The organism is Caballeronia arvi (genome assembly GCF_001544695.2).
In the GTDB taxonomy this organism is placed as follows: Bacteria; Pseudomonadota; Gammaproteobacteria; order Burkholderiales; family Burkholderiaceae; genus Caballeronia; species Caballeronia arvi.
In genome coordinates this window covers 1-17,951 of record NZ_FCOM02000058.1, presented here as the reverse complement: position 1 = coordinate 17,951, position 17,951 = coordinate 1, and the positions used below count along the sequence as shown (strand labels likewise).

Annotated in this window: 12 protein-coding genes and 2 pseudogenes; 10 read left to right on the top strand and 4 right to left on the bottom strand. The window is 60.8% G+C overall.

Features of this window, described 5'->3' with window-relative positions; genetic code table 11:
* The first annotated feature begins 15 nt into the window (after positions 1–15).
* The 3 genes from holA (at position 16) to AWB74_RS36015 (ending at position 2,903) form a co-directional block, all read left to right on the top strand.
* Positions 16–1,092, top strand: a complete 1,077-nt coding sequence (gene holA / locus AWB74_RS36025; RefSeq protein WP_061151394.1) for a DNA polymerase III subunit delta — start codon at positions 16–18, stop codon at positions 1,090–1,092.
* Positions 1,093–1,192: 100 nt separating this feature from the next.
* Positions 1,193–2,464: a glutamate-5-semialdehyde dehydrogenase gene (locus tag AWB74_RS36020; RefSeq protein ID WP_061151393.1), complete on the top strand. Its 1,272-nt coding sequence runs from the start codon at positions 1,193–1,195 to the stop codon at positions 2,462–2,464.
* Between the two features lie 22 nt (positions 2,465–2,486).
* Positions 2,487–2,903: a CopD family protein gene (locus tag AWB74_RS36015; RefSeq protein ID WP_061151392.1), complete on the top strand. Its 417-nt coding sequence runs from the start codon at positions 2,487–2,489 to the stop codon at positions 2,901–2,903.
* Here the strand turns inward: AWB74_RS36015 and AWB74_RS36010 are convergent.
* Positions 2,890–4,512, bottom strand: coding sequence for a hypothetical protein (locus tag AWB74_RS36010; protein ID WP_143749385.1), 1,623 nt, complete (start codon positions 4,510–4,512; stop codon positions 2,890–2,892). The two genes, AWB74_RS36015 and AWB74_RS36010, sit on opposite strands and share 14 nt — an antisense overlap.
* A gap of 357 nt (positions 4,513–4,869) precedes the next feature.
* Positions 4,870–5,709 (bottom strand): MurR/RpiR family transcriptional regulator, encoded by an 840-nt coding sequence (locus tag AWB74_RS36005; protein WP_061151390.1) that lies wholly within the window; start codon positions 5,707–5,709, stop codon positions 4,870–4,872.
* 298 nt (positions 5,710–6,007) lie between these two features.
* Here AWB74_RS36005 and edd point away from each other — a divergent pair, with 298 nt between their 5' ends.
* From edd to AWB74_RS48735, 6 genes and pseudogenes are all read left to right on the top strand, one after another.
* Complete coding sequence (edd, locus tag AWB74_RS36000; RefSeq protein WP_061151389.1) at positions 6,008–7,963, top strand: phosphogluconate dehydratase; 1,956 nt, start codon at positions 6,008–6,010, stop codon at positions 7,961–7,963.
* A gap of 76 nt (positions 7,964–8,039) precedes the next feature.
* The gene (gene eda, locus AWB74_RS35995; RefSeq protein ID WP_061151388.1) at positions 8,040–8,672 is read left to right on the top strand and encodes a bifunctional 4-hydroxy-2-oxoglutarate aldolase/2-dehydro-3-deoxy-phosphogluconate aldolase; all 633 of its coding nucleotides are present in this window, start codon (positions 8,040–8,042) and stop codon (positions 8,670–8,672) included.
* Between the two features lie 539 nt (positions 8,673–9,211).
* Positions 9,212–10,372, top strand: a complete 1,161-nt coding sequence (locus tag AWB74_RS35990) for a DUF2827 domain-containing protein (protein ID WP_087039381.1) — start codon at positions 9,212–9,214, stop codon at positions 10,370–10,372.
* Positions 10,369–11,520 carry a DUF2827 domain-containing protein gene (locus AWB74_RS35985; RefSeq protein WP_061151387.1) on the top strand — a complete coding sequence of 384 codons (1,152 nt, stop codon included), beginning with the start codon at positions 10,369–10,371 and terminating at the stop codon, positions 11,518–11,520. Before AWB74_RS35990 ends, AWB74_RS35985 begins: the two co-directional genes overlap by 4 nt.
* Before the next feature lie 45 nt (positions 11,521–11,565).
* Positions 11,566–12,686 (top strand): annotated as a pseudogene (locus tag AWB74_RS35980) (DUF2827 domain-containing protein).
* Between the two features lie 349 nt (positions 12,687–13,035).
* Positions 13,036–13,143, top strand: a pseudogene (locus tag AWB74_RS48735) (ESPR domain-containing protein); the annotation flags it as partial.
* A gap of 260 nt (positions 13,144–13,403) precedes the next feature.
* Here AWB74_RS48735 and AWB74_RS45930 read toward each other — a convergent pair.
* Together AWB74_RS45930 and AWB74_RS45925 are read right to left on the bottom strand one after the other, a co-directional pair.
* Positions 13,404–14,390 carry a hypothetical protein gene (locus tag AWB74_RS45930; protein ID WP_061151386.1) on the bottom strand — a complete coding sequence of 329 codons (987 nt, stop codon included), beginning with the start codon at positions 14,388–14,390 and terminating at the stop codon, positions 13,404–13,406.
* A gap of 3 nt (positions 14,391–14,393) precedes the next feature.
* Complete coding sequence (locus AWB74_RS45925; protein ID WP_143749384.1) at positions 14,394–15,956, bottom strand: hypothetical protein; 1,563 nt, start codon at positions 15,954–15,956, stop codon at positions 14,394–14,396.
* On the opposite strand from AWB74_RS45925, the gene AWB74_RS48730 reads away from it, so the two are divergent.
* Positions 15,916–17,951: beta strand repeat-containing protein (locus AWB74_RS48730; protein WP_407642511.1), on the top strand; the 2,036-nt coding region annotated here is incomplete at its 3' end. The genes AWB74_RS45925 and AWB74_RS48730 overlap by 41 nt on opposite strands.

Genomic DNA, 17,951 nt, shown 5'->3' with positions numbered 1-17,951 from the left:
GCGCACACCGGGATCATGCAACTGAAGCTCGACGCGCTCGAAGCGCACCTCGCGAAAGGCCTGAAAGGGCTATATGTCGTCTATGGCGACGAGCATCTGCTCGCGCAGGAGGCGTGCGACCGCATCCGCGGCGCCGCGCGTGCAGCCGGCTTCACTGATCGCGCGGTGTTCACCGTCGATCGATCGTTCGACTGGAGCGCGCTCATCGGCGCGACGCAGTCCATGTCGCTGTTCGGCGACCGCCAGTTGATCGAGCTGCGCATTCCGACGGGCAAGCCGGGCAAGGAAGGCGGCGAAGCGCTGAAGACGCTCGCTGCCGCCGATAACCCCGACGTCGTGACGCTCGTCACGCTGCCGCGCCTCGATAGCGCAACGCAGAAGTCGGGCTGGTTCACCGCGCTGACCGGCACAGGCGTCGCGCTGAAGATCGATCCGATCGAGCGCGCGCAATTGCCGATGTGGGTCGGCCAGCGCTTCGCGCAGCAAGGTCAGCGCGTCGCGCCTGGCGAGGAAGGGCGGCGCGCGCTCTCGTTTATCGCGGAACGGGTGGAAGGCAATCTGCTCGCCGCGCATCAGGAAATTCAGAAGCTCGGACTGTTGTACCCAGAGGGTGTACTCACCTTCGAGCAGATCCACGACGCCGTGCTGAATGTCGCGCGCTATGACGTGTTCAAGCTCAACGAGGCGATGCTGACCGGCGATGTCGGCCGGCTCGCGCGCATGCTCGATGGCCTGAAGGGTGAGGGCGAAGCGGCGGTGCTCGTGCTGTGGGCGCTCGTCGAGGAAGTGCGCACGCTGTTGCGCATAAAACGCGGCGTTGCGGCGGGCAAGCCGCTCGCCACGCTGATGCGCGAGAACCGCGTGTGGGGGCCGCGCGAGCGGCTCATCGGCCCGGCGCTCTCGCGGGTGACCGATGAAGCGCTCGAAAAGGCGCTGTCGCTCGCGGCGCGGCTGGATCGGCAGGTCAAAGGCTTGTCCGGCAGCACGGGCAAGCGCGGCAGCGAGCCGCCTCCGGATCCGTGGGCCGGCATGTTCGAGCTGGCGATGGCCGTTGCGGGCGGTGGCACGCCAGCGCCGCGACCGCGTCGCTAGAACGCTTTTGTCACGGGCTGTTGCAATTCGTGCAACGGCTTAGAATGATTTTTTGCGCGCTCGCGAATCTCGGGAGCTTCGGCAACGAAAGAGACTGACGATGAACATCGATCAATACATGACCGACCTCGGCCGCCGCGCTCGCACGGCGTCGCGCGCGATGGCACGGGCGTCGACGGCGGCGAAAAACGCCGCGCTGCATGCGGTGGCGGACGCCATCGAGCGCGAGCGTGAGGCGCTCAAGCAGGCGAACGCGCGCGACCTCGCCGGCGCCCGCGAGAAAGGTAACGACGCGGCGTTCATCGACCGCCTGACGCTCTCCGACAAAGCGCTCGACACGATGGTCGAAGGCTTGCGCCAGGTCGCCGCGCTGGCCGATCCGATCGGCGAAATCAGCGGGCTCAAGTTCCGTCCGAGCGGCATCCAGGTCGGGCAGATGCGCGTGCCGCTCGGCGTGATCGGCATCATCTACGAATCGCGTCCGAACGTGACCATCGACGCCGCCGCGCTGTGCCTCAAGTCCGGCAACGCCACGATTCTGCGCGGCGGTTCCGAGGCGCTCGAATGCAACACGGCGCTCGCGAAGCTGATCGGCGTCGGGCTCGAAGCTGCGGGGCTGCCGCAGGACGCGGTGCAGGTCGTGGAGACGGCGGATCGCGCGGCCGTCGGCAAGCTCATCACGATGACCGAATTCGTCGATGTGATCGTGCCGCGCGGCGGCAAGAGCCTGATCGCGCGGCTGATGGAAGAATCGCGGGTGCCGATGATCAAGCACCTCGACGGCATCTGTCACGTCTACGTCGACGATCGCGCGGATCTGGCGAAGGCCGCGGTCATTTGCGACAACGCGAAGACGCATCGTTACGGCACCTGCAACACGATGGAAACGCTGCTCGTCGCGCGGGGCATTGCGAAAGATGTATTGCCGATGCTCGCGCGCGCTTATCAGGAAAAAGACGTGGAACTGCGCGTGGACGCCGAAGCACGCGCAGTGCTCGAGGCGGCGCAGATCGGCTCGCTGGTGGACGCGACTGAAGAAGACTGGAGCACGGAATATCTCGCACCGGTTTTGGCGGTCAAGATCGTCGAAGGACTCGATGCAGCCGTCGAGCATATCAACGCGTACGGCTCGCATCACACCGACGCGATCGTGACCGAAGACCACGACCGCGCGATGCGCTTCCTGCGCGAAGTGGATTCCGCGAGCGTGATGGTCAACGCGTCGACGCGCTTCGCTGACGGTTTCGAGTTCGGTCTCGGCGCGGAAATCGGCATCTCGAACGACAAGCTGCACGCGCGTGGCCCGGTCGGGCTGGAAGGACTGACGTCGCTCAAGTACGTGGTGCTCGGCCGCGGCGAAGTGCGTCGATAAGCGGAATCGAACAAGAAGAACGATGCTCTGGATCAAATCGCTGCATATCGTGCTGGTGGCTTCGTGGTTCGCGGGGCTTTTCTATCTGCCGCGCATTTTCGTGAACCTCGCGATGGAGACGGACCCTGCGGCCACCGCGCGCCTGCTGTTGATGGCGCGCAAGCTGTTTCGCTTCATGACGTTCATCGCCGTGCCCGCGCTCGCGTGCGGGCTGTGGCTGTGGCTCGTCGTGGGCATCGGCGCCGGGCAGGGCTGGCTGCATGCGAAGCTGGCCATCGTCGCGCTCCTCATCGTCTATCACGCCTATTGCGGGCGCTTGCTGCACACGTTTCAGCGTGGCGCAAACCTGCGCTCGCACAAGTGGTATCGGATGTTCAATGAGCTGCCGGTGCTCGGGTTGCTCGGCGCGACATTGCTCGTGGTGATCAAGCCGTTCTGAGCGGCGGCGGTTCCACCGGCGCTTGGCGGTTCAATAGGTCCAGCACCATTTCCCCGAAGACTTCCGGACGACCTTCGAAGAGACGCTGAACCACGTTCCGTTCGATCATGCTCGCGCGTAGCGATTCGCGTTCCCTCCGATTCGTTGCGAGCCGGACGGCCGCTTCGACATATTCTTCCTCGGTGTCCGCGACCATCCATCCCGGCATCCACGCCCGCGCGAACAAGGCGCCGTCGATACGCTCGAATACTTCCTGTCCGGTCTTGCAAATGCCGGGCAGTCCGACTGTGAACGCATCGACGATTCCGTTGGTATTGCCGAACGGAAACGGACTCAGGAACATGTCCATCTGATTCAGGCTATTCACGTATTGGGCATAAGGCTCGAAGCCGTGGATCGTATAGCTTCCGGACGTCAGCGTCCGAGCCAGGATTCGGCTCAGATGCATGAGCGTAAGAACCGTGCTGCCGCTCGTCAGGAAATGCAGATGCACGATTGATTCGCTCCGTTCAACAATGCGTCTGCAGGCCTCGAGGAAGCTGGGATGCAGCTTCATCATGCTGGCGGCCACAGCGATATGCGCGCGCGGCCGCGCATCGGGAATGCGTGGCGTGATCGTTTCCAGCAGCGCCGATGGCTGATACGGCTGCCCATCCTTCGGAAGGCGCAAGAGCTTTTCGCTGAAGCAGGAAGGATCGCCGACGAAGTCGTCCTCGACGCTGACGTAATCGATCCGGCTGGCGTGGGTCGTCGCGGGATGACCGAGTCCGGCAATCTGGAGCGGCGCCAGGCGAAGGTTCGAGAGGAAGATCGTCAGCGGAGCCATGCCTACGCTCGGCATGTACAGCACATCAGGACGTTCCTGCTGCGCGAATTCGCGAATGTGTCGGACGCAGGAAGCGATATCGATGGGCGAGGGCAGGTCGTAGGTGCGATCGAAGATGCTCTGTCCTTCTTCATCGATGGAACCGGGCATGCAGAGGGCGACCACTTCGAAGTGCTGGCGCGCAGCCGATAACGTTCGTGAATGCGTGCGAGCGATCGAATGCCCTTTGACGAGGCGTTCCGGTATCACAAGCATGAGGGGCCGCGTTCTCGCGGAGTGGCGCTCGCCGTCTGCCGGGCTGATGTCCGTAATTCCAAACTGTTCGAGCTCGGCACGAACCAGTGTATTGATGCCGCGCTTGACCGCATGACGCTGCGCCCCGCGGGCATAGGTGCAGTGCATGTACAGCGCCCACAGCGCGCTCGCCTCCACATGACTCGGATCGTCGATTTCATCGATATGCACGGCGAGCCATTCCAGCCAATTCTCACGTCTCGCATGCGCCAAAGCGCTGCCCGGAAACAATTCGCCCGTAATACCGATGCAAAGACTCACCGCCGCGTGGCGGTCCAGTTCCCACAGCGCGCGTATATCGAGCGTCAGCCGCGATTCGGAATTGAAGAGCAGGCAGAGGCGTTTCGCGGCGTCACTGCGTGGCAAGGCAGCACGTTCTTGGTCGGACGCCGGAGGAAGAAACTTGCTCGTCACATGATCGGCGTTGCCCGAAGGCGTTGCAGCAAAAACGCGCCAGATGAGCGGGCGAAGCGCCAGCAGTTGCTGCATGCGGGCGGCGGTCAGCTCCAGGCGGGGATCGGAAAGCCAGGTTGCCAAAGCTGCGGAGGCCCTGTCGACGAAGGCCTCGCGTTGCCTGTGCGCGGGCAGTGCCGCCAGTGGAGGAGCGGGAGACATGAGCGAGCCGAGATCCGAATAAGGCCAGCGTCTCAACAGAGCGTCTAGAACGTGTAGCATCCTGATGGCTTCGTCGTGTGCGCCGACGTCGATGCAGGATTCGAAACGATCCAGGGAGAAGCTGGGCATATCTCGTCATGCTAAGGAACCGGTCGGGAAAGGACCGTGCCCTATGGTATCAACCAACGCAGCATTCGCGTTTGTGAAGGCGCTTCGAGGGACGCAGGCCTGTCACATTGCGACCCGCCGCCTTTCCAACACGTCTTTTGCCTCGGCGAGTTTTTCCGCCAGCGCCGGCCCGCGCGCAAGCGCCAATCCTACAGCCAGAACGTCGCCGATCGCGAGATGCGAGACGCGCGACGTCATTGGCGAAAAAATATCCGTATCTTCATCCATGTTCGCGAACAGGCCCACGCTCGCCATGCGCGCGAGCGGCGAGTTGCCGTGCGTGATCGCGATGACTTTCGCGCCGCCGTTCAGCGCAGATTTGCACGCGTCGAGAATGTCCTTCGTGCGGCCGGTATTCGAAATAGCAACGACGACGTCGCCTGGACCGAGCAGCGCGGCCGAGGTCGTGTAGGTGTGCGGATCCGCGTACGCTACAGATGGCACGCCGAGCTTGAAAAACTTGTGCTGCATGTCGAGCGCGGCGATTCCCGAGCCGCCCGCGCCATAGAATTCGATGCGCCGCGCTTCGCTGAGTTTTGCGATTGCCGCGGCGACGCTGTCCGACGAAAGGCTGTTGCGCACCTGAATGAGCGCGCCTATGGTTCGGTCCAGCACTTTCGCGGCGACGCCGGCCGGCGGTTCGTCGCTTCGTACGTCGCGATAAACCGTGGGCACATCTCCTGCAACGCCCTGCGCGAGGCGGATCTTGAACTCGCGGAACCCCGAAAAGCCGAGCGCCCGGCAAAAGCGCGCGATGGTCGGCTGACTGACGCCCGCGCGCATCGCGAAATCGGTCATCGAGAGGTCAAGCACTTCGCGGGGCGCTTCAAGCACATAGTTAGCCAGTTTACGCTCGGATGGACGCAGTTGCTCGCGCATCGCTTCGACTTGGGACAGCAACATCGGAATTCTCGCCTATTCTGGAAACTGTTCGGACTATATCTGACGCGTCGTTGATGTACAAATACTACATATTTTGCTGGAATGCGTCTTAGCGTTTTCCCTGATGCTTCATCTCGTTGATCTTTATTCATATAGTGCTTAACGGTTCCGACCAATCGACGCATTGTGTTCATGTAGTTTTTCTACTAATATCGCCATACGGCGGCAGAACTCATCCAACGACAGGCCGTCATTTACAGTGAAGTCCAACCCCATACCTCGACGGCGAGCGTGCCGGGAGTGAGACGAAGGAGCTTCGATGGTTTCCCCGCATCCCCAACTCAAAAAAGTTACCGATCGCGTGATCGAGCGCAGCAAGCCGACGCGCGCTGCCTATCTTGCGCGCATCGACGCCGCGCATGGCCTGTTTCCCGCTCGCGGCGCATTGTCCTGCGCAAACCTCGCGCACGGTTTCGCGGGGCTCGAAGGCCAGGAAAAGATCGCAATCAAGGCGGTGCGCGAACCGAACATCGGCATCGTGTCGTCATATAACGAAATGCTTTCGGCGCACGCGCCCTACAAGAGCTTTCCGGACATCATCAAACATGCCGCGCGCGAGCACGGCGGCATCGCGCAATTCGCGGGCGGCGTGCCGGCGATGTGCGACGGTGTTACGCAAGGCAACGCAGGCATGGAGTTGTCGCTCTTCTCGCGCGAAGTGATCGCGATGAGCACGGCCGTCGCGCTCACGCACAACATGTTCGACGCGGCGCTGTGCCTCGGTGTCTGCGACAAGATCGTGCCGGGCCTCATGATCGGCGCGCTGCAGTTCGGCCATCTACCGACCATCTTCGTGCCGGCCGGCCCGATGACGAGCGGCCTCACGAACGACGACAAGGCCAAGGTCCGCCAGGAATTCGCGACCGGAAAATGCGATCGCGGCGTGCTGCTCGAAGCCGAAGCGGCGGCATATCACGGTCATGGCACCTGCACGTTCTACGGCACGGCCAACAGCAATCAGATGCTCATGGAAGTCATGGGCATGCATCTGCCGAGCGCGGCGTTCGTACATCCGCATACGCCGTTGCGCGACGCGCTCACCGCGGAAGCTGCGCGCCGGGTGCTGGATCTCACGCTCGAGCGTGGCAACTACACGCCGATCGGCCATGTCATCGATGAGAAGGCGATCGTGAACGGCATCGTGGCGCTCCTCGCGACGGGCGGTTCCACGAATCACACGCTGCACCTCGTGGCGATTGCCCGGGCGGCGGGAATCATCATCGACTGGAACGACTTCGATGAACTCTCGCAAGTCGTGCCGCTGCTCGCCAAAATCTATCCGAACGGCAAGGCCGACGTAAATCATTTCCACGCGGCGGGCGGTGTCGCTTTCCTCGTGCGCAATCTTCTCGATGGCGGATTTCTGCACGAAGATGTCCAGACGGTCGCCGGCAAGGGCCTGTCGCATTACACCAAGGAACCGAAGCTCATCGACGGCAAGCTGCAATGGGTCGACGGCGCGCAAGAAAGCCACGACACGAAGGTGCTACGCAGCATCGGCGAGCCGTTCCAGCCGGACGGCGGCCTGCGTCTGATGCAGGGCAAGCTTGGCCGCGGCGTCATCAAGATTTCGGCTGTGGCGCCAGAGCATCGCGTGGTGAAGGCGCCGGCCATCGTCTTCAATTCGCAGGAAGAAGTGCAGGAAGCGTTCGACAATGGCGAGCTGAAGCGCGACTTCGTCGCGGTCGTACGGTTCCAGGGCGCGCGGGCGAATGGGATGCCGGAATTGCATCGGTTGACGCCGCTGCTCGGCGTATTGCAGGATCAGGGCTTTCATGTCGCGCTGGTCACGGACGGCCGCATGTCGGGCGCATCGGGCAAGGTTCCTGCAGTGATTCACGTGTCGCCGGAAGCGTTGCTGCAAGGTCCGCTCGGCATGGTCCGCACGGGGGACATGATCGTGATCGACGCACCCGCTGGCGTTCTCGATGTCGAGATCGACGCGCAAACGTGGCATACCCGCCAGGTGGAAGCGCCGCTGAATCAGGCGGAGAACGAAGTTGGCTTTGGACGCGAACTGTTCGGCGTATTCCGCAGCGCAGCGCTGCCGGCCGAGGAGGGCGCGTCCGTGTTCGGTGCGCTGATCGGTGCGGCAGCCGCGGCACACGACGGACAGGGCAGGCGCGCACCCGCTGCGCACGACGCGAACCCGCTCCGTGAGAACGCACGCGCCGCCGCTTCCGCTCTGAACAAGGCGCACGCTTCGCATCGTTGAAGGCGCCGGCTTTCGGACCCGAGAAAACCCGCGGACAGACCGTAAGGCGCCGCACAGAAACCAGGAGTCGCATCAAATGAAAACGGTAAGCGAAATCGTGCGTCTGGGACCGGTCATTCCCGTCTTGGCCTTCGATTCGGTCGAGCAAGGCGAACACGTGTCGCGCGCGCTGCATGCAGGCGGTGTAAAGGTGCTGGAGATCACGTTGCGCACGCCCGCGGGCATTGCGGCGATCGAGCGCGCGAGCCAGTTGGCAGATGACATCGTGGTCGGTGTGGGCACGATCACGAGACCCGAGCACTGCGAGCAGGCGAAGAAGGCGGGTGCGCAGTTTGGCGTGTCGCCAGGCCTGACGAAGGACATGCACAAGGCCGCGCAAGACGCGGGCTTGCCGCTCCTTCCGGGAGTCATGACGCCGAGCGACATCATCACCGCGATGGAACTCGGCTACGAGATCGTCAAGTTCTTCCCGGCGCAGCAGGCGGGCGGCATTCCGATGCTGCAGGCGTTCCACGGGCCGTTCCCGAATCTGAAATTCTGTCCGACGGGCGGCATCACCGCCGAAACCGCGTCGAGCTTCCTCGCGCTGCCGAACGTGGTATGTGTCGGCGGCTCGTGGCTGACGCCGAAGGCGGCGCTGGCGGCACAGAATTGGGAAGAAGTGACGCGACTCGCACGCGCCGCGAACGAGTTGGCCCCACACCGTTAAAACTGCAGTCCGCGCGCAGTGGTTCTTTCAGCTGCTGTGCGCTTTCTCACATTGCTTCGCCGAGCGCGATCCGCGCGCTCGCTCCACACGCTGCATTCCGCCCCACTTCCATCAGCTATTTTCGCGCATGGCGGACAGCCTCCGTCCGTTTTCCGCACTTGCATCCCTGGCGACCTCGCAATAAACCGTTTGGGAGACGCACTGCCCGTTATGCGATTGACGCAATCCGCGAAATAGTATGTCTCCCTGGTTGAAACGATAATTCCGAAAGCAGTTGTTCGATTATGAGACTTAGATAGGACGAGTCTCATTAATCCTTGGTTTGCTGTGCATTTTCGAGATTCTTCGTTATATTGATTCAGACGAAGAGTTCCGAGGAAATCCGAGACGGTTTCCGATTGCTCCTTCGCTCCCGCTCCGTTGCATGTCAGGGCTTTCGTGCAACAGGCCGCCGCCTCAGCGTACGCGCCGGTCCACATCGAGCGAATATGGAAGTCTCCTTTTAAAAGACATATGTCGAATTGGTGGATGCCGATCCAATGAAAATCCGAGTCGGAATTTCAGTCGTAACTCATGAAGGGCAGAACATCTGGCAGAACGGTTTGGGCCAGAATGTGATCTTTTTCGCTGAAGCGTTACAAAAGCTGCCATTCATTGACTCAATTTGTCTGATTGATGTTGGTAATCAAAACGCAATGCCGCCGCAGGTCGATACCGATTCCAAGGGCCTGCGCATCGTGCGCATACCCGAAGCGACGGATGCAGTCGATCTCATTTTCGAAATGGGCGGCGCGCTCGATACGCAATGGCTCGATCTCATGCGCGCGCGTGGCAAGAAGGTCGTGTATTTCTGCTGCGGGCAGCCGTATGTCGGTCTGGTCGAAGCGCCGGTGTTCGACAAGCCGACGCACAGCATGCGCCCCGATCGGTACGACGAAGTCTGGCTGATGCCGAAAGATCGTCTGTCTATCCCGATGATGCGCGCGCTGCATCGGTGCGACGTCCACCTTATTCCGTACATCTGGCATCCGCAGTTCCTCGAACGGCGCATTGCCGAGGTCGTCGAGCACGGACTGCAATACGGCTATGTGCCGCGCAAGGATTCTTCGTTGCAGCCGCCGGTCAAGGCGCAAGGCTTCCGTGTCGCGATGTTCGAGCCGAACATCTCCGTGGTGAAAACCTCCAGCATTCCGATGCTGATCTGCGAGGAAGCGTACCGCGCCGACCGCTCGAGCGTTGCCGCAATGCATGCGCTCAACACGATGCACATGAAGGAACATCCGACGCTTCTTCACATGGCTAACTCGCTCGATATCGTGAAGGACGGCAAGTCGACATTTCACGGACGCAATGACATCGCCGGCTTCATGGCGCAGTACGCCGACGCGGTGGTGTCGCATCAGTGGGGCAACGACCAGAACTATCTGTATCTGGATGCGCTGTACGGCGGTTATCCGCTGATTCACAACTCGCCGTGGCTGCGCGACGCCGGCTACTACTACCCGGGCTTCGATGCCCAGGAAGGCGGACGGCAGTTGCTGCTTGCCGCACGCGAGCACGACGATTCGCTAAACGACTATCGCATGCGTGCGCAACGCGTGATCGATGCAGTCAATCCCTTCAATCAGGCCAACCTGGATGCGTTTGCGGATCGCGTGCTCCATTTGTATGGCCATAGCGAGGCGAAGCTGGGCGTATGAACAAGGTTACGAAAAAAGGTATGCCGGACCGGCTGAATGTCGGCGTATCCATATATATCCGCAAGGGCGAGCAATCACTTTGGGAGAACGGCATTTTTCAAAACTGCCTGTATCTCGTCATGCTGTTGATGCGCTCGCCGCGTGTCAAAGCCACGTATCTCGTGATGGGCGGCGGCGATGGTGGCCCTGAGGATGCCAAACGCTTTCTCGCCGATTCGCCGGTGCCGCTCATCGACATGGAAACGGCCTCGACGAAGCTCGATCTCATGATCGAGATGAGCGCCCAGCTCAACCGCGAGTGGTCGGTGAAATTTCGCGAGCGCGGCGGCAAGATCGTCACGATGCGGGTGGGCAACGACTACGTGATCGACATCGAGCGAATGGTGTTCAACCTGCAGCACGCGTTGCTGATCTCAGGCGCGCCTTACGACGAAGTCTGGACGCTGCCCGAATACGAGGACAGTTGTGCGCCGTATTTCGAGACCTTGTTCCGTGCCCCGGTGAAACTCATGCCGCATCTCTGGAGCCCGTTGGTGCTCGATCGAGAAGCAGCGAAGCTGCCGCCGGAATTCAAATTCGGTTACCAGCCGAGGCGGCAGCGCTGGCGCATCGGCATCTTCGAGCCGAATGTCTGCATGGTGAAGACGAGCTACATCCCCTTGCTCGCGTGCGAAATGGCGCATCGCGAAAATGCGGACATGATCGAGCGCGTGTATGCCTACAACACGCTGAAGCTGAAAGAGCACTCGGCGTTCGTCGGCTTCGCGCAGAGTCTGAATCTCGTCAAGCACGGCCTCGCCTTCTTCGAAGGGCGGTTTCCCTTCGCGCAGATCGTGCCGCGTTCGGTGGACGCGGTCGTCAGCCATCACTGGGAAAACGCGCAAAACTACGTGTATTACGAAGCGCTGTACGGCGGCTATCCGTTGATCCATAACTCGCATCTGATCGGCGGCTGCGGCTATCGGTATCACGATTTCGACTGCGAGGAAGGCGGCCACGCGCTGCGCCGCGCGTTCGCGGAGCACGACGAGAATCTCGACAACTACAAAGCGACGGCCAGCGCGTTTCTCCATACGCTCGATCCGGAAAGCGAAGCGAACGTTCGGATCTATACCGAGGCCATCGAATCGTTATACGCGAGAGCGTAAGCACCGCATTCAGCAATTTTGCGTCGACGCATGGAGTAGCGCGCAATGAAGAAACTTCGTATTGGTATTACCATTGGCCTGCATCATCCGGCCGAAACACTCTGGAACAATGGCATCAAGCAGAACGCGGTGTTCCTCGCCGAAGCGTTGCGTCATTGCCCGAACGTGGAGAGCGCGGTGCTCGTCAATACGACGAACGTCCCGATCACCGATCAACTCCCGTGGGATCTGAAACGCTGGCCCACGGTCAGCTTCGCAGACGCTAAAGACAACGTCGACGTGCTGATCGAACTCGGCGGGCAGATCGATCCTGCGGCGACGGAATATCTGAAGCGGCGCGGCGGGCGGCTCATCTCGTATTGCTGTGGCTTCGAGTACGTTCACGCGATGGAATCGGTGTTGTTCAACAAGCCGAGTTTCGGCGAGCACCTCTTCGTGAATCAGCGCTATGACGATATCTGGATGATTCCGCAGGTCGCGAATATCAGCCAGGCGTATTTCGAAGTGCTGCGTCGACGAACTGCGCAGGTCGTGCCGTTCATCTGGAGCCCGGTTTTCCTCAACACGCGCACGGCGCATCTGCCGAACGCCGGCGAGTATCAGCCGCACGACGGTCCGAAGCGGCTCAGCGTGATGGAGCCGAATATCAATGTTGTGAAATTCTGTCTGTATCCGGCGATGATCGCGGAATTGGCCTTCCGCGAGCGGCCGGAGGTGATTGCGAGGTTGCAGGTGACGAATGCCGAGCATCTGGCAATCAACTGCAAAGAATTCATCTCCCTGATGAATCAGCTCGATATCAGCACAAGTCAATTTTCCTAGGACGGCACGAGACGCCGGTTTTCCTTGCACAGGAGACGGATATCGTTGTTTCCCACCAGTGGGAAAATCCGTTGAACTATTTTTACCTGGAAGTTTGCTGGCAGGGTTATCCGCTCGTGCATAATGCGACGCTCTGTACGGACCTCGGGTATTACTATCAGGCGAATGACGTGGCGCAAGGCGCTCGGCGGCTAATCGACGCCATCGACAGTCACGATCGCGACTACGCACATTATCGAGATAAGCAGCGAGCAGCGATAGGGCGCTTCATCCCCGGTGATGAGAGCATGACTGCGGCGTATTCCCAGCTTTTGGATTCGGTCGTGAGCCGCCCGGCTCGTTGATTCAAACTTCGATATCTTGCTGAGTAACAACATTCCGAAGGGCCCATAGGTCCTTCGGAATTTTGTGATTGCCGCTTCAATCCCTGATGTGTGCTCGCCGATCCTCGGATTGGGAGTTTTCCCATTTTTAGATATTTTTGTGCGGTGAGCGCGATGCAACGTTCATCGCATGTGTTTGAGTATTTTCCGAAAAATCATCGAGAGCAGGGCTTTCTCGACGTGCCGTTCTTGGACTTTTAAGACATGTCCGCTTCATCGCGCGTGCGTTCGTGAATATTCTGCTCAGTGGTTAAGGTGTTTCCTTTTTTGTTTGTGAAAGACGCTCGTTTTCAGTGGGTCAATTCGGTTTATGAATAAGTCATACCGCAGTATTTGGAATGAGAAGGTTGGGACGTTCGTAGCAGTTGCGGAAACCGCAATGGCGCACGGGAAAAAGAGTTCCGGAGAAGTGAAGGGCTCAGTGGTCGTTGATGAGTCCGCTTCGGCGTATTCGGGCCGAGTTATGACGGGAGCAGGGCTTGCCGCGGCGTTGCTTTTTGGCGCTTCTGCTGTTTCGGCTCAGGTCGTTGCAACATGTAATTCGTCCAACGGCGGGTACTACTTTAATACCGCCAGTCAAGGAACGATGCCAAATGGCGATGTGACCTGCACGAACTTCGTCAATGGCCAGGGCGTCGTGTTGAATGACGGGGCTGGGTCTACGAAGGGTACTACTGATTACATCGCGATTGGATCAGGGTCCGTAGAGATCGGTGCGACCAGTTTGATTAGGATGACACAAACGGTTGATATGACGAACCACGCCATTACGAACGTTTTGGCTTCGCCGGTTGTTTCGGGGGGGGCCGAGGCTGCGACTACGGGGCAGGTTTGGAGCGTGTCGACGTCCGCTTCGACGGCCATTAGCTCATTGTCGCAATCGACGTCAACCGGTCTCAGCTCAATGTCGACCGCCGTGAGTTCGTTGTCGACCGGGTGGACAAGTGCTTCGGCGAGTCTGTCTACTGGCGTCAGTTCGGTGTCCTCGTCATGGGTTTCGGCATCCGCCAGCTTGTCTACCGGGCTCGGTTCTCTATCGACCGCTTGGACTTCCGTATCGGGAAGTACGTCGAGCAGTGTAAGCTCGATGTCCACCGGCGTTTCGTCGCTGTCGACGAGCGTGAACTCGCTTTCGAACAGTGTCAGCACGATCAATAGCCGTGTGAGCAGTTTGTCGACGGGCGTGAGTTCCTTGTCTGTTTCGGCCTCGACGGGTATTGCTTCCCTGTCCACGGGTCTCAGCACGAGTAATTCCGTTGTAAGCAGCCTTTCAACAGGACTCAGCACGGCCACTAGTAACGTAGGCAGTCTATCCACGGGCCTGAGCACGACGAACAGTTCCGTTGCCAGTCTTTCGAGCGGCATAAGTACGACCAACAGCACCGTAAGCAGTCTGTCCACGGGGCTCAGCACGACGAATAGTTCCGTCAATAGCTTGTCGACCGGTCTGAGTACCACGAATAGCGCGGTCAGCAGCCTTTCGACCGGCCTGTCAACGACTAGCAGCGCGGTCAGCAGCCTCTCCACGGGGTTGAGCACGACGAATGGCGCGGTGAGCAGCATCTCGACCGGCCTCAGCACGACGAATAGCCGCGTGGATAGCCTTTCCACGGGGCTGAGCACGACAAACAGTTCGGTTAGCAGCCTCTCGACCGGGCTGTCCACGACCTACAGCAACGTGAGTAGCCTGTCCACTGGCTTGTCTACCACCAATAGCAACGTGAGTAGTCTCTCGACCGGCCTTTCCACGACCGGAAGTGCAGTGAGCAGCCTCTCGACGGGCCTGTCCACGACCAACAGCGCGGTGTCGAGCCTCTCGACGGGCCTCTCGACGACCAACAGCACGGTGAACAGCCTTTCGACCGGCCTGGGTTCGCTGTCGAGCTCCGCATCGACGGGCATCGGTTCGCTGTCGACGGGTCTTTCGACGACCAACAGCACGGTGTCGAGCCTCTCGACGGGCCTGTCCACGACCAACAGCGCCGTGAGCAGCGTCTCCACGGGTCTGAGCACGACCAACAGCCGCGTCGACAGCCTGTCGACGACGATGAGCACGACCTCCAGCCGCGTCGACAGCCTGTCGACGGGTCTCTCGACGACCAACAGCAACGTGACCAGCCTTTCGACGGGCTTGAATTCGCTGTCGATTTCGGCTTCGACGGGTATCGGTTCGTTGTCGACCGGCCTGAGCACGACCAACAGCGCGGTGAGCAGTCTGTCGACGGGTCTGTCGACGACCAACAGCGCGGTGACGAGCCTCTCGACGGGCCTGTCGACTACCAACAGCAATGTGACGAGCCTCTCGACGGGCTTGAGCACGACCAACAGCACGGTCGGCAGCTTGTCGACGTCCACGACTTCGCTGTCGACGGGTCTGAGCACGGCAGGTAGCCGGATCGACTCGCTGTCGACGGGTCTTTCGACGACCAACAGCAACGTGAACAGCCTCTCGACGGGCTTGAGCACGACCAACAGCTCGGTGAGCAGCCTCTCGACGACGGTCGACTCGCTGTCGACGGGTCTTTCGACGACCAACAGCAACGTGAGCAGTCTCTCGACGGGCCTGTCCACGACCAACAGCGCGGTGTCGAGCCTCTCGACGGGCCTCTCGACGACCAACAGCACGGTGAACAGCCTTTCGACCGGCCTGGGTTCGCTGTCGAGCTCCGCATCGACGGGCATCGGCTCGCTGTCGACGGGTCTCTCGACGACCAACAGCACGGTGTCGAGCCTCTCGACAGGCCTGTCCACGACGAATAGCAGGGTCGACAGTCTGTCGACCGGACTTTCCACAACGAATAGCCGTGTGGGCAGCCTGTCCACGACCGTGGATACGCTCTCGACCGGTCTCTCCACGACTGGCAGCGCGGTGAGCAGCCTCTCCACCGGCTTGAGCACGACCAACAGCACCGTCAGTTCGTTGTCGGCCGGCCTGGGATCATTGTCCACTTCGGCGTCGACGGGCATCGGTTCGCTGTCGACCGGCTTGTCCGGCGTAAATAGCTCTGTGACGAGCATGTCGACCGGTTTGAGCACGACCAACAGCACCGTAGGCGTGCTGTCGACATCGGTGACGTCCTTGTCGACTGGTTTGAGCACGACCAACGTAGCAGTGAACAGCTTGTCGACCGGGTTGAACACAACCAACAGCAATGTCACGAGCCTGTCGAGCACGCTGTCCAATGCGGTCATGTACGACGATTCGACGCACTCGCAAGTCACGCTGAACAAGGGTGGCTCGGCGGTCAAGCTCACCAACGTTGCAAACGGCACGAGCGCCCTGGATGCAGTGAACTTCGGTCAGCTGACTTCGCTGTCCGCGTCCAGCTCCACGGGGATCACGTCTCTGTCGTCCGCATTCTCGACTTCGGGTGCGGCGACCATCGCTTCGCTGTCGACCCTGGTTTCGACGAGCGTCGACTCGCTGTCGACGGGCCTTAGCACGACCAACAGTGGTCTGAACAGCCTGTCTGTCTCGACGTCGACGGGCATTGGCAGCCTGTCCACCGGCATCAATTCGCTGTCCACGTCGGCCTCCACGGGCATCAACAGCCTTTCGACGGGTGTGAATTCGCTGTCCGTATCGACCTCGACGGGCCTCAGCAGCCTGTCCACGGGCGTGAGTTCGCTGTCGGTGTCGACCTCGACGGGCCTCAGCAGCCTGTCCACGGGCGTCAACAGTCTGTCGACGGGGCTGAGCAGCTTGTCGGTTTCGACCTCGACGGGCGTTAGTTCGCTGTCGACGGGTCTGAACAGCTTGTCGACCTCGACTTCGACGGGCATCAGCAGCCTGTCCACGGGCGTGAATTCGCTGTCTGCCTCGGCTTCGACAGGCATCAACTCGCTGTCGACCGGTATGAACTCGCTGTCGGCCTCGGCTTCGACGGGCATCAACTCGTTGTCGACCGGTGTGAACTCGCTGTCGACGTCGACTTCGACGGGCCTCAGCAGCCTGTCCACAGGTGTGAACTCGTTGTCCACGGGCGTGAGCTCGCTGTCGACCGGCCTGAACTCGCTGTCGGTCTCGACCTCAACGGGCATCAGCAGCCTGTCCACAGGCGTGAACTCGCTGTCGACCTCGGCGTCGACGGGCATCAACTCGCTGTCGGTGTCGACTTCCACGGGTCTCAGTTCGCTGTCCACGGGCGTGAGCTCGCTGTCGGTGTCGACCTCGACGGGCATCAGCAGTCTGTCCACGGGTGTGAGCTCGCTGTCGACGGGTCTGAACAGCTTGTCGGTGTCGACCTCGACGGGCATCAGCAGTCTGTCCACGGGCATGAACAGTCTGTCGACGGGTATCAATTCGCTGTCGGCGTCGGCTTCAACCGGCATCAGCAGCGTGTCGACGGGCGTGAACAGTCTGTCGACGGGCGTCAGCAGCCTGTCCACGGGCGTGAGCTCGCTCTCCACGAGTGTGAATTCGCTGTCTGCGTCGGTTTCCACCGGTATCGGCAGCCTGTCCACGGGAGTCAACAGTCTGTCCGTCGGTGTGGGTAGTCTGTCGACGGGTGTGAATTCGCTTTCCACGGCTCTTAGCGGCACGAACAGCGCGGTGGGCGGTTTGTCGACCGGCCTGAGCACGACCAACAGCAACGTTACGAGCCTTTCGAGCACGCTGTCCAATGCAGTCATGTACGACGATGCGAGCCACTCGCAAGTCACGCTGAACAAGGGCGGCTCCGCGGTCAAGCTCACCAACGTTGCAGACGGCACGAGCGCTCTGGATGCAGTGAACTTCGGTCAGCTGACTTCGCTGTCCGCGTCGTCTTCCACGGGGATCACGTCTCTGTCGACTGCCTTCTCGACTTCCGGCGCTGCGACGATCGTTTCAATGTCGACCACGGTTTCGACGAGCGTCAATTCGCTCTCGACGGGTCTGAGCACGACGAACAGTGCGCTGAGCAGTCTGTCGGTCTCGAGTTCGACGGGCGTGAGCAGCCTGTCGACGGGTCTGAACTCGCTGTCGACCTCGAGTTCGACGGGCCTCAGCAGCCTGTCGACGGGTCTGAACTCGCTGTCGAGCTCGACTTCGACGGGCCTGAACAGCCTGTCCACGGGCGTGAGCTCGCTGTCGGTATCGACTTCGACGGGCCTCAGCAGCCTGTCCACGGGGGTGAGTTCGCTGTCCACGGGTGTGAGCTCGCTGTCAGTGTCGGCTTCGACGGGCATCGGTTCGCTGTCCACGGGCATGAACTCGCTGTCGGTGTCGGCTTCGACGGGCATCGG